Origin of the sequence: Arthrobacter sp. UYCu712, assembly GCF_040547005.1 — a bacterium.
Classification (GTDB): domain Bacteria; phylum Actinomycetota; class Actinomycetes; order Actinomycetales; family Micrococcaceae; genus Arthrobacter.
In genome coordinates, this window is sequence record NZ_JBEPOZ010000031.1 from 28,166 (window position 1) to 42,147 (window position 13,982).

Consider the following 13,982-nt stretch of genomic DNA (forward strand, 5'->3'; position numbering starts at 1 on the left):
GGTTACCGCCCGTTGGCGGCGGACAGCGCCGAGCCGGCGATCTCCGTCGCCGCTATCCGGGTCCGCGCACCGAGGTGGCTGAGTCTGATCGGACCGCCTGCGGCAAGGTGCCGGTCGAAGGGCAACCCGGCGGTGTCCTCGGCCCGCCCGATCGGACTGTTGATGCTGGTCAGCACCGTGACGACGGGAATGCCGGCATGCGATGCAGAGAGCGCGGCCCGGACCGCTGCTGCCCTGGAAGTGCCGAATTCCGTATCGGGGGCCACCACAATGACCGCATGCGCCGTCTCCAGCAGGGCGGTGGTCTGCCCGGAGCGCGGGGACGCCCCGGCATCGACCACGGTCACCGCAACGAACCGCGAAAAGATGGCGGACAGGTCTGTCCATTCGGTGGCGCCGATGGGGTGATTCGTGGCCGCCGGGACTTCCGGTCGTCCGAGGGCGAAAACCTGGTTGCCGCAGGCGGCCGCCGATCCGACGACGTCGGGCAGCGTCCGGACCGGCTGTGACCGCAACTTCACGGCCGCTGCTGACAAGAGTGCATCCTTGTCAGCGCCGGCATAGTGCAAAAGCCGTCCGGATTCATCGGTGGCGTCGATTGCCATCACGGGTTCCTGCCGGATACTGCCGAACAGCTTGGCTGAAAGGGCGGCCACCGTGGTGGTGCCTACCCCGCCGGAGACGCCCACCACCACGATCCTTCGCCCGGTGGTGATCGGCGCTTCGACGGCCGTGGACGCCCGGACCAGGCGTTCAGAAAGCGCGCCGGAGGTCAGGGCATCCGACATTTCGAACCGGAGCCGTTCCCACCAGGTATCGCCGGATGACTTTCGGCCGGAGGCGGACGGAGGCCGCCACAACGGGGACCCGGATGCGTTGGCAGGCGGAAGCCTGGGAGTGTCCTCTTCAGCCGCGCGGGAGGTTTCCCCGGTTCCCTGGGGGCGCGCTGCCATGCCGGGGAATCCGGTCGCGGAACGGTTGCCGGCGGTCGGCAGCGCCTGAGGTGCGAGGGGGAAACCCGTCCGGGATTGCTCAGCCAAAGGTGCGTCCTAGTTGTTCGTAGGTGCCGGAAAGACCCAGCGCGAGTGGAATGGTTGCCAAAACGCACACAGCCTCGGTCCGGGTTGCGAGCAGGCGGAGCCTGGCCCCGGCCTGCTCGCGGACAGCGCCCTGGGCCGCGACGAGGATCAGTGCACCCACCGCACCAGGGATCAGAAGGTACGCAGGCTGATGCAGCCGGATCGAAACGACGGCGGTGACGCCGACCAGCCCCGCTGCGGCCAGCGCGTACACTGCGACGCGCTGCCAGAAGACGGGCAGTGACAGACCGCGGAAAACGACCGAGCCCAGGAGAGCCGCAGCCAGGAGCAGGGACCAAACCGCCCGGTCCCACGCAAGGCAGACAACGACGGCGGCAACGGATGCCGCCAGGGCGGACGCCAGGGACCAGCCGGCCAGAGTCCGGTGCGCGCGGTGGAAGGCATCGAGGGTGCGCTGCCGGTGGGGGCGGACCCCCTGGCGCTGGTCGTCGTCGAGCCCGTTCAATCCGGCCAAAACGGTAGCGAGCCGTGGCGCGATTCCCAGCGTGAGCACAGCGGCTATACCGGTGACAGCGGCGCCCAGGGCTGCATCCCCGGTGCTCTGCTGCACAGCCCACCAGACCGTCCCGAAGACTCCCAGCAGCCCGGCGGCCGCAGCGAAGGGAACGTGCTGGCGCGTGCCGAAGGCCGCCGCGGCCAGGGCCACGATGGTAACCGCCAGCACGATCGGTCCCGGCGGGTAGTTCCCCGCGGTGAGCGCGACGGGGATCCCCACAATCCAACCGGCGGTGAAGACCGAAACGCCTCCGGGCATAGACCGGAACCGGCCGAGCAGGGCCCCGGCCAGCAGCAAGGCGGCCACCAGCGACAGGCCAAACATCAGCCGGACGGACGAGTGCTGCTGCAGCACCGCAGCGCTCCCGCTGCCGGCTATGAGCAAGCCCGCAACGGCAGCGAGGCCGGGAGCACGGAGGGGCCCGGCCCACAGCATGGGGGAGTGATCCGTGGACTCCGCCGCGAACGACGCGACGTCGTAAACCTCAGGCGAGGGCGGCACGGCACCCTGGTCCCGCAGGTAAAGGCGCGCGCCGTCGGGGACGGCGGCAGCCCGTAAGGACTGGGAAGCTTCAACGACCACTCCGACAGCCGTGGTGAGGACCGTCGGAGCCGACGAGTCCCGGACGTCTTCGACACCATCGAAGACGAGCGCACGTATCTGGGGAAGCAGGGATGCCATCGGCTCGTCGCTGGGTACACGCAGGTCCAGATGCCGGTGATCGGCGATGACGGTGATCCTGGTCAGAGCGTTAGACATGCAGGGTATCCGTCCATAGGGCGAGCAAGGCAACGGCGGCAGGGGCGTCGCGCTCATTGAGCAGGTGCTGGACGAAGCTGAAGCCCACGCAGATTGCCGCTATCAGGGCCGCGATGAGGAGGGAGTACATCAGCCGCATCGTATTGGTGGAGTAGCTCCGCTCCTGGCGGTTTTTTCCGAACAGCAGGGCGTCATCGAGCCTGTGTTTTCGGACTTTGGCCGATTCCAACAGCCGGGCGTCATAATCTTCAGCCACGTGTGTTCCCGCTCCCCATGTACGGCAAATATCGGCACAGATAAACGTACCCCGGATTGGACAGCCCTTTGCAAGTCAAAGACCGACCCGCCATTATTTTATGCGTCGACTGGACATATTGCTGCCAGTTGACCATGCTGGAGAGTGCGCGTTGCTGGCCGCGGTCGGCAACCGAACCGGATAAATAGTGATTGTGGGGGAATCTTGTGGCTATTTTTGACATGGGCGCGGAAACTGTCGGGAACCTGAACAGGCAGACCGATTCAGCGAACCAGGACCTTGGTGCGCTCGTCCGCCGTTTTGTAGATGCTGTGACTCCGCTGGAGGGCCGTTTCAGCGGTGCCGGCAAGGCGGCGTTTGATGGATTCAAGAACCGTTCCGATCTGGTGGCCTCGGAGCTGAATGCTGCTTTGGCCGGCATTGTCCAAGGCCAGAGCGGGATGAACACCGCGTTCCAGCAGGGCGATCTGGCAGCGAGCGATAACGCCCGCCAGAGTGAGGGCTCAGCGAACTTCGATGGGGCCCGTTTCCAGGGCCGTGCCTGAGCGACGCCTCCGCCGCCTGGTAACCCGCTGTTCAATCCAGCTGTTCAATCTACGGAATGGAGTTGGGGCCGGTCCGGCCCTGCTGAATCATGACTGCTAACAGAATTGCATTCGATACAAACGTCTCGGCCCAGGTCCAGGGCGACATCCAGGCCCTCGCAGCGCAGGTGGAGTCCCTGATCGGGCAGCGCCAGGCTGATGTCAGCCAGGCGATGGCCGACTTCCGCGCCGACGGCGTGGACTCCGAGTACCAGGCGGTCGAGGCCCGCTGGAACGCGGCCGCGAACGAAACGAAGGCCATCATCGCGCTGGTCAAGAGCACGCTGGGCCTGAACGACCAGACGGCGTCGACCGCCATCAGCTCGGCACGGAACGCCGTCCAAGGCATCGGCTAGGGCCAAGGTATGAGCGGCAGTTGGAACATTGACGTCGCCTCCTCGGTAGCCACCATCCGGGCGACGGCGGCCCAGGCCGAGGGCGTGCAGCCTGCCGTGACAGGGATGGAACAGGCCCTGATGCTAGCTGCCTCCTCCATTCCGGGCGGGGTGGTGGTGGCGGCCCTGAGCGACGTCGTCACCAACAGCCTGGGACCGGGTGCCAACGAGGCCCTGACCCGGACCGGTACGATCCTCTCCTCAACGGTGCAGGCGATCAACTTCTACGTCCAGGGCGACCTGGAGATGGCCGCCAGTGCCCAGCAGAGCGCTGCGCAGGCGGGCACGCCGGCTGCGCTGCCCGGGGCCGGGCACCGGCCCGTGCCGCAATAAAACCACCAGAAAAATGAAGGATTGAAGCCACATGGGCTTATCGCCAGAGGTTTACCCGGCCGTGGGGGCATCGGGTCTGAATTCCTCCGGAGGGTTCCAGCTGCCCGACGTTGACTCCCTCGACACCGCAGCCAACGATCTCACCACCCACGCGGCATCCTTCCGTAGCGGTCTGGATGCCGCTGCCCGGACCTGGTCCGGGCTCGGCGGCTCCTACGTCTCGGAGGAATCCCCGACGGTACTGGCCGCGTTCGGGAAGGTCTCGCCCCTCGCGGCGAGGGTCGCCAGCGACGCGCAGCTGACATCCACGGCCTTGAGTACTTTTTCCTCCACCTGCCGGGAGTTGCGGCAGCGCCTTGAGTCCTACGGCCGGAGCGTGCGGGACCTCGACGCGGACATCAACGCGTTCCCGACCTCTGTTGAGAAGACGACGATGGTCAAGGGCGAGCAGCTGATCAGCCAGGTCCAGCAGCACTGGTCCGGGGACGCCGACCTTACGGCCCGCCACGACGAGCTCGCCGCCGAGGTCAAGGCAATCCATACCGAGTACCTGAACGCGCAGGACAGCTGCGCGGGTTCGATCGCAACCGTCTCGGGGGCGGAGGCCCACCGGTCCGAGCGAATCGAGCACGCCGACCTCAGCTCCGGAAACTGGATCACCGAGGGATTGTTCAATGCCGGCACATTTTTCGGCATCCAGGACGAGGAAAGCCAGAACCCGTGGGGCCTGGACACCGTCGCGTACCGGCCCAACGGCGTCATCGGCGAATTGCAGGGCTTCGGCTCAGGCCTGGTGATGCTCGTCGACGGGGTGTGGTCGCTCATTCCCGGTGTCAGCAACCAGACGAAGCACGACCGCGCCATCGAGGGCATCAAGACGCTGGTCACCAACCCGGCATCGATTGACCTGGGCGCCGTATGGTCTTCCGCCATCCACGAGGACGAGGCCAAGACAAACCCGGGCTGGGCGGCCGGCGCCAACATATTCGGTGTGGCCTCTTTGTTTCTGGGGGGAGCCGGCATCGGACTCAAGGCCGGAACCGTCGCCAGCAAGGCTGGATCAACTGCCGGAAAGATCGGCAACGCCGCAGCGGACAGTGCACGGCTTGGCAAGCTCTCCCCAATCTTCGGCGGCGCCGCCCACGGCTTGAGCACGACGGGGGCCTTCCTGGCCAAACCCGGATCCTTCGCCGTGAAGGTAGCCGACCTTGTGATGCCCCAGACCACCGCCAAGGTCATGGACGCGCTGGCAGCCATGAAGGTCAAGATGACGCCCGGTGTTGCTGCGCCGGCTCATGTTGCTGACGATGTTGCGGATGCTGCGCCGGCTCATGTTGCTGACGATGTTGCGGATGCTGCGCCGGCTCATGCCGACGACAAGGCCGATGGGGGCGTTGCCCCTTCGGACCAGCAAATCGCTGACACCCCAATCGACCATTCCCCGACGGATCAGCCGGAGCTCGCAGGGGCAGCAAGCAAAGTAGTGAAACTAGACACGACCGGCATCGCCCACTACGCGCCGGACGGCAGCGCCATACACACCGCCGCGCTGGAGCACCCACGCGCGGACCTTGAACTACTTACCTTCCCCAAACAGAGCGGAAAGACGGGTCTCGGTGCGGAAGCCCCCGTGGTCACACACCAAATACCGGAAGATTTCAAAATGTGGAACGGGGGAACCCGCGAGGGCTATGCAGATCTGTATGCCAACGGAACCCGCCCGAATGGTTCCCCGGTCATCCGCTCAGAAGCCTGGCCTGACGACCAATTGCATCCCGACGGATTCCTCTCCCCGGAATCCAGAACCGCCGTGGTTCTCGAACCCGGACATGTCATTGACCGCTACGGCCCAATCTGGGGAAGATTTACGTCCCCGGCGGGAGAGAACTTTCCCGACCGTGCACTGCCGGACTTCAGCCTGGAGAAATTCGGGCGCCGGGATGGATACCATCAATACGAAGTCCTCCACGAGATTCCAGCGTGGGCAGGGCCTGCAGCGCCCGCCTTCGGCAAAGCCGGAGGTGCCACCCAATACTTTACGAACCTGACGATCGGAGACCTGTTGAGAAACGGATTCATAAGGGAGGTCACGCCATGATGATTCCAGTGAACGTTGGCCAGCTCGAATATCACCTGAAGCAAACTCGTATCGATCCCATGGCCTATTCCATCGGTGAATTCTCCGATGACTGCGCTTGCATCGTTCAAAGCGAGGATGGGACGTGGGAAACCTTCCGGGGCGAGCGAGGCAAGAAATACGATCTCCGACAGTGGGACAACGAAGGCGACGCTTGCGTGTTCTTCATCGGCATGCTCTGGGGAGAGATCATGGATCTTATTTAGCGCCAGGTCAAGTCGCACTTGCCCGGTATATCCGGGTATGCCAGTCACCTAGCTGCTGGACAAATGTTCATAACCAGAGGTCACACCATGATGATTCCAATGAACGTCGGGGAGCTTGAATACCAGCTAAAGCAAACAGTCATCGATTCGATGTCCTATTCCATCGGTGGCTTCGCCGATGACTGTGCTTGCATTGTTCAAGCCGAGGACGGTATGTGGGAGACATTTGTGGGGCAACGAGGCAAGAAAAACGAACTCCGACGGTGGGCTAGCGAAGGTGACGCCTGCGTATTCTTCATCGGCATGCTCTGGACCGAAATCACGGATCTTATTTAGCGCCAGGTCAGGATATACGTACTCGGCATATCCAGGTAAGCCGCTCAACGAGCTGCAGGACAAAGTTTTCATAACAAAGGGTCACACCATGATGATTCCAACGGACGTCGCTGAGCTGGAATATTTGCTTCAGCAGGCCGGCATCGATCCAGAAGCCTACTGGATCGGTGAGTTTAGAGAAGAATGTGCATGCATCATGCGAGCCGATGACGGTAGTTGGGAAACCTTTGTGGGGCAAAGAGGCGAAAAAGATGATCTGCGGCGGTGGGACAACGAAGGCGACGCCTGTGTGTTCTTTATCGGCATGCTCTGGACAGACATATCGATGGAACTCCACCGGAGAGCACACCAATAGGATTCATTAGCCAGTCACCCACGAGTGCGTCGGCAGGACATGCCGCAAACAAACATTCTGATAAACGGCACGGAGACGGGGAGCCTGCACATATGAGTGACACCGGCCAGAATGGCGTCCGGACCATCCTTGCCGCGGAGCGTCTCGGCCACTTCAACTGGTTTGAGGATCGCGCTCTTCGCGCAGACGAAGTTGGCATCGTTAGGCCACGTGCGGGATGGCGGGTCTACGTGACAGATGAACGGGCGAACCCTGGCCGCAGGAACCAGGCGAGCTCACGTTAAACCACTCGGGCCTCCCGGAATAGGCCGGAAGGCCCGAGGTGGGGATGGAACCAATCAGCTGGCCGGGATTACCAGGCCCTTGAACTTGGTCTGCAGGAAGTCCTTCATGTCCTCGGACGTCAGGATCTTGTACAGCTTCTGCACGCGGGGATCGTCCTTCATCTCGGCCTTGACAGCCAGGACGTTGTAGTAGGCGCTGTCCTTGCCCTCGACGAGCAGCTGCTTGTCAGCGGTCAGGCCGGCGGGAAGGGCGAACGCCAGGGTCACGATGGCCGCGTCCTTGTCGTTGAGCGCCTGCGGCAGGCTGGCGTTCTCGATCTCCGTGAACTTGAGGTTCTTCGGGTTGGCCTTGACATCCTTGAGCGTGATCGGGTTCTCGGTGACCTCGATGAGTCCCTTGGATGCCAGCAGCTTCACGGCGCGGGACTCGTTGGTGGGATCATCCGGGATGGCGACCGAGGCGCCGTCGGGCAGGGCCTCCAGGTTCGGCACGTCATTGGAGTACAGGGCCATCGGCGGCAGGTACACCTTGCCGACGCTGACGAGGTTCTTGCCGGATGCCTTGTTGTACGTCTCCATGAACGTGGTGTTCTGGAACAGGTTGGCTTCAATGTCGCCGTCGCTCACGGCCGGGTTCGGCGTGTTGTAGTCGCTGAACTCCTTGTACTCAACGGTGAGGCCCTCCTTCGGAGCGAGCTCCCGCTGGACATGCTTCAGCATGTCCCCGGCCGGCACGGCCAGGGCGCCCACCTTGATGGCTCTCCGTGGTTGGTGGTGAATTGGGGCTCGTGTCTTAGACGTGAAGGGCCCGTAGCCCTGTTGTGATGGATGTTCTTGACGCATTCATCGATGACAGGACTACGAGCCTTGACCGAGCTTACTTCCCGGTGCCCTGACGCTGCCACCGCCATCTTCAACCGGCCTGACTACCGCGTTCTTTCAACCGAGATTCTGGGCTTCGGCCAGCGCAGAATCCTGGTCGAGAGCACCATCGAATCCGGGTGCCCGGACTGCGGTGTGATCGGCACCCGCCGACACTCACGGCGCCTCCAGCGGGTCCGCGATATTCCCGTCGCCGGACCGGTGGAAGTCGTCTGGTCCAAGCACCGATTCTTCTGTGATGAATCAGAATGCCCCCGCGGGACGTACTTCGAAGCCACCCTCGAGGTCCCGCGCCTGGCCCGTTCCACCCGCCGGCTGCGGAACATGCTTGTCTCCGCGGTCATTGATTCCGGCCGGGCCGCCGCGGAGACCGCAGCGGCGCACGGCGTTTCGTGGTGGCTGGTCCAGCGGGCCCTGAACTTGGCGGCGACCAGGCTTCCGGACGTGGACAGGCTGCGTCCACGGATGCTGGGCATCGACGAGCACCGGTTCCGTTCCGTCCGGTTCTTCAAGGACCCCGCCACCAATGCCTGGACACGCTTCGAGCCCTGGATGACCACGATCGTGGATCTGGACACCGGGCAGGTCCTCGGTGTGGTCGACGGCCGGGACCACAAGGGCGTCGGCGAGTGGCTGTTCAAACGCCCGCTTGAATGGCGGCTCGGCGTGCAGGTCGTCGCGATCGACCCGTCGGCTGCGTTCCGCAAGGCCCTGCGGATGTGGCTGCCCCGCACCGCCGTCTCGGTCGACGCCTTCCACCTGGTCCTGCTCGGGAACAACATGCTCACCGAAGTCCGCCAGCGCCTGACCCAGGAAACCAAGGGCCGGCGCGGACGCACCACCGACCCGGTCTGGGCCAACCGCCGGCTCCTGCTCCGGGCCGGTGAGACACTCTCAGACCGGGGCAGCGAACGACTCAGCCAAGTCTTCGACCTCGACGATCCGACCGGAAGGCTGCAGGCAGCGTGGAACGTCAAAGAGCAGCTCCGCACGCTGCTGCGCACCGGCTCGCTCGAAGACGCCGCTGCCGCGAAGACCCGGCTTCAAGAACTCGTCGAAGAAGCTGACCAGCCCGAGACGACCAGACTCTGGCGCACCGTGTGCCGCTGGTGGAACGAAATCGAAGTCCTCATCGTCACCGGCGCCACCACAGCGAAAGTCGAAGCGAACAACACCGCCATCAAACACCTGAAACGAACCGGACGCGGATTCGTCAATGGCCGAAACTACACCACCCGCATTATGCTCAGAAGCGCCGCCCGAACAGCGGCCTGAACATTCACCGCGCAGTGAAAATCACCACGAACCACGGAGAGCCACCTTGATGGTCTCGGCCGGCGCGCTGGAGGTGCTCGCGCCGCAGGCGGACAGGGCAAGGACGGCGGCCACACCGGTGGCGGCGCCCTTCAGGATGTGTGAACGGAAGATTGGAACTCTTTCGCAGAATGGAATGTGATGGGGGAAGGAATCTGGGGCAGGCGGAAGCTACCGGTGGGACAGGCGCCGCGCAGCGAAGTTGCCCATGCACTGGAACACCTGGACCAGCAGGACCAGGAGGATGACGACGCCGAACATGTATTCGGGGCTGTAACGCTGGTAGCCGTAGCGGAAGGCGACGTCCCCGAGGCCGCCACCGCCCACGGCGCCCACCATGGCCGAATAGCCGATGAGTCCGACGACGGTGGTGGACAGGCCGAGGGCCAGGGCCGGGACGGCCTCGGCAATCATGACCTTGGTCAGGATGGTCCATCGGGTGGCGCCCAGCGACTGGGCGGCTTCGACGAGTCCCACCGGCACCTCGCGGATGCCGATCTCCACCAGCCGGGCGAAGAAGGGGATGCCGGCGATGGTCAGCGGGACGATGGCCGGGGTCGGTCCGATAGAGGACCCGACCAGCAGGCGGGTGAAGAGAATGAGCAGGATCATGGGGATGATGAACGGGATGGACCTGCCGATGTTCACCACAACGTCCAGCACCCTGTTGACGATGAGCCCCAGCGCCCGGCTGCCGAAGAGCTTCGCCAGCAGGCCTCCGGATTCGGTGGTCACGAGGAGGACCCCGGCGGCCAGGCCGAAGACGACCGTGAACAGGAGGCTCAGGCTCACGGTGTAGAACGTCTCACCCATGCCTTTGAGGATGGTGTCCAGGAGGTCTGACCAGAAGTACGGGTCGTTGCGGTCGATCACTTGATTACCTCCACGAAGAGTCCCTGCGAACGGAGATCGGCGACGGCGTCGGCCACGGTCCGCTTGTCGCCGGGCAGCTCGAGTCGGGTGCGGCCGGTCTGGTGTCCGTGGATGGTTTCCACCGCGGCACCCAGGATGCCGACGTCGATACCGTGCTTGCGCGCCAGCTGGGCGATGACGGGCCGGTCCGTCTTGACTCCGTTGAACGTGATTTCAACGATTGCGCTGGACGTCTCCGGGATCTCGCCCAGGGGGAACAGCGCCTGGCCCAGCAGGGATTTCTCGGTGGTGAGCAGCTGTTCCACGGGCCCCTGCTCCAGGATCCGCCCGCCGGTCATGACGGCGGCGGAGTCGCAAATCCGCTTGACGACGTCCATCTCATGGGTGATGAGCAGGACCGTCAGTCCCAGGTCTTTGCTGAGCTGGCGGATGAGGTCAAGAATCTGCCGCGTCGTTTCGGGATCGAGGGCTGTGGCGTGCCTCGCGAAGCTCTGTGCCGGCGAGGGTGGTCATCTCGCGGCCGTCGACGCTGACGCTTCCCGAATCGGGACGCTCCAGTGAATTGATGGTGCGGATCAGCGTACTCTTGCCGGCGCCGCTCTGGCCGACGACGCCGAAAAATTTGCCACGGCCGACGGACAGCGAGACGTCGTCAAGCGCGCGGACCGCCGTCGCCCCGGAGCCATGGCTCTTCGAGACCCCGGATACGGAAATCATGGTGCTCCCTGTGGTGGGTGGAATGTTCACGGAAGCGCTCCCGCATGAATGGGGTGCGGACATCGTCCACACCCACCGTATAAATTCTGCCAACGGGGCAGGCGGCGCCAAATCCGAATTTTCTCCCCAAGTACTCGCGATCGAGTCCCGATAATTCTGTAGATTTCGGGAGGGCCGATCGGAAGCGGCTGAGGTGTCAGGAAGTGCCGGGCCATTCGAGAACTCCGCCGCCGTCCACGGCAGGGTAGGAGCTTCGTCACGTTCTATCCGGGCGGGCGGTCCCCGTGCAAGCATGGGGACGCGCCGACTAAGCACTGTGAAGGGGACCCGATGAAATCCAACGAACTGCTACTGGACGCCTTCGGGCGGATCCGTGAGACCGTGGCGGCCACGCTTGAAGGGGCCGCGGACGAGGCCTTGATCCGGAGGCCCGCCGGTACCGGAAACTCGATTGCGTGGCTGATCTGGCACCTCAGCCGCGTGGAGGACGCCCAGGTGGCTTCCGCCGCCGGCCTGGAACAAGTCTGGACCTCGCAAGGGTTTGTCGGAGGCTTCGATCTGCCGCTCGCCGAACGCGACACCGGTTACGGACATTCGACCGGCCAGGTCGACGCCGTGAAGGCGCCGCCGGAGCTCCTGCTGGACTACTACGACGCCGTCCACCGTCAGACCGTGGATTTCCTGACAACCCTCGGCGATGAGGACTTCGACCGCATTGTCGACACTCATTGGGATCCGCCCGTCACGCTCGGGGTGCGGCTGGTCAGCACCATTGCCGATTGCCTCCAGCACGTGGGGCAGGCCGCGTACGCCAAGGGCCTGGACCCGGCAGGGCGCTAGGCGACGTTTGTGCCGGTGCTCCCGGGGCCGGCATTGATTGCCGCCGCGACCAGGCGGTCGAAGCTGGCGGTCCCGTTCTCTGGAGGGACCCCGGTGAAGACCGCCACCCATTTCTCCGGGGCATTCTTCTCCAGCGTCGAAGCCCGGGCCACATGCAGGTTCAACCCGGGCACTCCGCTGACGCGGAGCGGAAGCTTTTCGCCGCTCTTGGTCATGTGCCTGAACTGCTTAACCGACAGCTGGTCGCCGGGGTCACTTGTCACCTCGGCGATCGTGTCATTGATCCTTTTGGTCAGCCCCCGCATGAATTTCCTCTCCGCCCCGACCGTGCGGACTGTGAGAAGCGCGGCGAAGAAGAACGTGAAGAAGACCACGGCACCGAAACTTCTGAAGCCGGACAGGAAGATCATCAGGAACAGGCTCAGGATCAGTCCGAAGATACTGGACATGATGAACTTGATAACGGGGTTCTCGCCTGGCTTCTTTGACCAACGAACAAGAGCCACGGTGTCCTTGCGGGGCTGATTGCGCCTTGAAATTTCCATGATTAGTACCCCTTCACTTCCATGAGCGCTTCAGCCAGGATGATTGCCTCGCGTGCTTCTTTGAGATCGCTCAGCAGGCCCATGTCGGGAATAGCCCCAGTGGCAACGGGGGAGCCGGCCAGTTCAGAAAAGATGCCGCTCAACTCTTCGCGGTCCTGTGACAGCATCCGGGACGAGTTCAGCTTGACTCTGCTCAGCTCAAGCTCCAGCAGCGACTTGTCGATTGCCTCGCGGCGTCCTTGCATGACGGACAACTTTTCCTTGACTCGCTGGGCACGGCCGCGGAGCATCGATTCCATCTTGAGTGCCACGTCATGGAGTTCGCTGAGTGCGGTGTACGTCTGCGGCGAGCCGGAGTGCCGGGACAGCTGCTCGTCGACGTGGAGACGCCGTAGTTCCCATTTCCGGACGGCGGATTCGTAGGGTCCCAGGAGCAACGAGACTGCCGCCAGCGCCTTATCCAGTGACCCCGCCCGTGTGCTCAGGCTTGTCGTGGCGGCGTCAAGCCTCGCCAGGAATGCGTCGTAGTTGTCATGGGACGGAGTGCTATTAGCAGTCATGAGCCACTCGCACGCGGTGACGCGCTTCCCCTCGCGAAAAACTGCCCCCATCTCTCATGGCAAGAGAATAGAGGCTCCGGGCCCGATGGCATAGAGTGCCAGGGATCTAGAGAATATGGCTTCCTTTGAAAGCAACCTGGAGCGCGACTGAGTCTGAGATCCGATTGGGACCCTGACGGAGTAACTGCTGCCGTCAGTAGCAGTTTCGGTGCCATAGACGGCTGAGCCAGTGCCAGTGCAGAATCGAACCAGCAAGGAGGTAACCAGTGACTTACCGCAGGACGTACGACCCAACGCGCAAGGACCAGGTGTTCACAACACTGCGCCGGGAAATCCTCGCGGCACGGCTGCAGGTGACCCTCGATGGGCAGCTGAACCGTGTGACTTCCCCGACCGTGAAGCGTCTGGCCGGCATGAAACTGCCGCCGATCGTCAGGCCGTTTTATCACGGCTGTGATGTGCGGGCTGGTGCAACTGCGCCGGTTACCTCCCCGGAGCAGAGGGCCAAAGAAATTCGATAAGAAGTCATTTCAGACAGCCGGCGCATCTTTCGCCGCGGATATACGGGTTTCATAACAAATCAGGGCCAGAACCCAAATGAGTTCCGACCCTGATCATGTTTGTGGAGTCTTAGCCTGGTCTTGGCAGATACCCGTTAGGCGGTAGCCATTTCCTGGCTGGTGCTGGCCTAATTGGCAGCCTGGTACTTTTCGATGATGTCGGACTGGATACGGCCGCGGGTGTTGACCTTCAAACCATTGTCGATGGCCCAAAGGCGGACAGCCTTGGTGTCGATACCGCTACCGCCAGATTTACGAGCGGCCGGGCGGCCGCGGCCATCGGAAGTCTTACGGGCAGCCTGGGTAAAGCGTTGCAGGGCTTCACGGAGTTCCGCAGCGTTGGATTCATTCAGGTTGGTTGGGTCCCCGTGTAGAAGTCCAGTGTTTGTGTGAGTTTCGTGTCCGAGAATGGACACAGGAGGAAATTCACGAATCATGGCACGCAGACAC

The 13,982-nt window shown here is 63.3% G+C and carries 20 protein-coding genes; 10 read left to right on the forward strand and 10 right to left on the reverse strand.

From position 1 onward, the window contains the following. Positions 1-2: 2 nt before the first annotated feature. From ABIB51_RS20860 to ABIB51_RS20870, 3 genes are read right to left on the reverse strand one after another with little or no spacing between them, the layout of a single operon-like run. Positions 3-1,040: a hypothetical protein gene (locus tag ABIB51_RS20860; RefSeq protein WP_354191261.1), complete on the reverse strand. Its 1,038-nt coding sequence runs from the start codon at positions 1,038-1,040 to the stop codon at positions 3-5. Beyond that, on the reverse strand, positions 1,033-2,355 hold the full coding sequence (locus ABIB51_RS20865; RefSeq protein WP_354191262.1) for an EsaB/YukD family protein: 1,323 nt from the start codon (positions 2,353-2,355) through the stop codon (positions 1,033-1,035). The genes ABIB51_RS20860 and ABIB51_RS20865 overlap by 8 nt, the downstream gene beginning before the upstream one ends. Next, positions 2,348-2,611: a hypothetical protein gene (locus tag ABIB51_RS20870; protein WP_354191263.1), complete on the reverse strand. Its 264-nt coding sequence runs from the start codon at positions 2,609-2,611 to the stop codon at positions 2,348-2,350. Before ABIB51_RS20870 ends, ABIB51_RS20865 begins: the two co-directional genes overlap by 8 nt. 206 nt (positions 2,612-2,817) lie before the next feature. On the opposite strand from ABIB51_RS20870, the gene ABIB51_RS20875 reads away from it, so the two are divergent. From ABIB51_RS20875 to ABIB51_RS20905, 7 genes are all read left to right on the forward strand, one after another. Further along, the gene (locus ABIB51_RS20875) at positions 2,818-3,156 is read left to right on the forward strand and encodes a hypothetical protein (protein WP_354191264.1); all 339 of its coding nucleotides are present in this window, start codon (positions 2,818-2,820) and stop codon (positions 3,154-3,156) included. Between the two features lie 89 nt (positions 3,157-3,245). Then, positions 3,246-3,551, forward strand: coding sequence for a pore-forming ESAT-6 family protein (locus ABIB51_RS20880; RefSeq protein ID WP_354191265.1), 306 nt, complete (start codon positions 3,246-3,248; stop codon positions 3,549-3,551). A gap of 9 nt (positions 3,552-3,560) precedes the next feature. Then, positions 3,561-3,923 carry a DUF6507 family protein gene (locus tag ABIB51_RS20885; RefSeq protein WP_354191266.1) on the forward strand — a complete coding sequence of 121 codons (363 nt, stop codon included), beginning with the start codon at positions 3,561-3,563 and terminating at the stop codon, positions 3,921-3,923. A 31-nt stretch (positions 3,924-3,954) separates the two neighbouring features. Continuing rightward, positions 3,955-6,021 carry a TNT domain-containing protein gene (locus ABIB51_RS20890; protein WP_354191267.1) on the forward strand — a complete coding sequence of 689 codons (2,067 nt, stop codon included), beginning with the start codon at positions 3,955-3,957 and terminating at the stop codon, positions 6,019-6,021. Beyond that, positions 6,018-6,266, forward strand: coding sequence for a hypothetical protein (locus ABIB51_RS20895; protein ID WP_354191268.1), 249 nt, complete (start codon positions 6,018-6,020; stop codon positions 6,264-6,266). The genes ABIB51_RS20890 and ABIB51_RS20895 overlap by 4 nt, the downstream gene beginning before the upstream one ends. Positions 6,267-6,353: 87 nt before the next feature. Further along, complete coding sequence (locus ABIB51_RS20900; RefSeq protein ID WP_354191269.1) at positions 6,354-6,602, forward strand: hypothetical protein; 249 nt, start codon at positions 6,354-6,356, stop codon at positions 6,600-6,602. Positions 6,603-6,690: 88 nt separating this feature from the next. Beyond that, positions 6,691-6,957 (forward strand): hypothetical protein, encoded by a 267-nt coding sequence (locus ABIB51_RS20905; RefSeq protein WP_354191270.1) that lies wholly within the window; start codon positions 6,691-6,693, stop codon positions 6,955-6,957. Positions 6,958-7,295: 338 nt separating this feature from the next. Here the strand turns inward: ABIB51_RS20905 and ABIB51_RS20910 are convergent, their stop codons facing one another. Beyond that, the gene (locus ABIB51_RS20910; protein ID WP_354191271.1) at positions 7,296-7,991 is read right to left on the reverse strand and encodes a MetQ/NlpA family ABC transporter substrate-binding protein; all 696 of its coding nucleotides are present in this window, start codon (positions 7,989-7,991) and stop codon (positions 7,296-7,298) included. Positions 7,992-8,108: 117 nt separating this feature from the next. On the opposite strand from ABIB51_RS20910, the gene ABIB51_RS20915 reads away from it, so the two are divergent. Beyond that, positions 8,109-9,398, forward strand: coding sequence for an ISL3 family transposase (locus tag ABIB51_RS20915; protein ID WP_354191272.1), 1,290 nt, complete (start codon positions 8,109-8,111; stop codon positions 9,396-9,398). Positions 9,399-9,608: 210 nt separating this feature from the next. Here ABIB51_RS20915 and ABIB51_RS20920 read toward each other — a convergent pair whose 3' ends face one another. The 3 genes from ABIB51_RS20920 to ABIB51_RS20930 are packed head-to-tail and all read right to left on the reverse strand — an operon-like array spanning position 9,609 to position 11,027. After that, the gene (locus ABIB51_RS20920; RefSeq protein WP_354191273.1) at positions 9,609-10,310 is read right to left on the reverse strand and encodes a methionine ABC transporter permease; all 702 of its coding nucleotides are present in this window, start codon (positions 10,308-10,310) and stop codon (positions 9,609-9,611) included. Then, a complete protein-coding gene (locus ABIB51_RS20925; protein WP_354191274.1) occupies positions 10,307-10,687 on the reverse strand; it encodes an NIL domain-containing protein in 381 nt (126 codons plus the stop codon). Before ABIB51_RS20925 ends, ABIB51_RS20920 begins: the two co-directional genes overlap by 4 nt. Positions 10,688-10,745: 58 nt before the next feature. Continuing rightward, positions 10,746-11,027, reverse strand: coding sequence for an ATP-binding cassette domain-containing protein (locus ABIB51_RS20930; RefSeq protein ID WP_354191275.1), 282 nt, complete (start codon positions 11,025-11,027; stop codon positions 10,746-10,748). 330 nt (positions 11,028-11,357) lie between these two features. Between ABIB51_RS20930 and ABIB51_RS20935 the strand changes: the two genes are divergently transcribed. Then, positions 11,358-11,867 carry a mycothiol transferase gene (locus ABIB51_RS20935; RefSeq protein ID WP_354191276.1) on the forward strand — a complete coding sequence of 170 codons (510 nt, stop codon included), beginning with the start codon at positions 11,358-11,360 and terminating at the stop codon, positions 11,865-11,867. On the opposite strand, the gene ABIB51_RS20940 is transcribed toward ABIB51_RS20935, so the two are convergent. Both ABIB51_RS20940 and ABIB51_RS20945 read right to left on the reverse strand, forming a co-directional pair. Continuing rightward, on the reverse strand, positions 11,864-12,412 hold the full coding sequence (locus ABIB51_RS20940) for a hypothetical protein (protein ID WP_354191277.1): 549 nt from the start codon (positions 12,410-12,412) through the stop codon (positions 11,864-11,866). The genes ABIB51_RS20935 and ABIB51_RS20940 overlap by 4 nt on opposite strands. A gap of 2 nt (positions 12,413-12,414) precedes the next feature. Beyond that, positions 12,415-12,972 carry a hypothetical protein gene (locus ABIB51_RS20945; protein ID WP_354191278.1) on the reverse strand — a complete coding sequence of 186 codons (558 nt, stop codon included), beginning with the start codon at positions 12,970-12,972 and terminating at the stop codon, positions 12,415-12,417. A gap of 266 nt (positions 12,973-13,238) precedes the next feature. Between ABIB51_RS20945 and ABIB51_RS20950 the strand changes: the two genes are divergently transcribed. After that, complete coding sequence (locus ABIB51_RS20950) at positions 13,239-13,493, forward strand: hypothetical protein (RefSeq protein WP_354191279.1); 255 nt, start codon at positions 13,239-13,241, stop codon at positions 13,491-13,493. A gap of 167 nt (positions 13,494-13,660) precedes the next feature. Here the strand turns inward: ABIB51_RS20950 and ABIB51_RS20955 are convergent. Next, positions 13,661-13,982: histone-like nucleoid-structuring protein Lsr2 (locus ABIB51_RS20955; RefSeq protein WP_354191280.1), on the reverse strand; the 322-nt coding region annotated here is incomplete at its 5' end.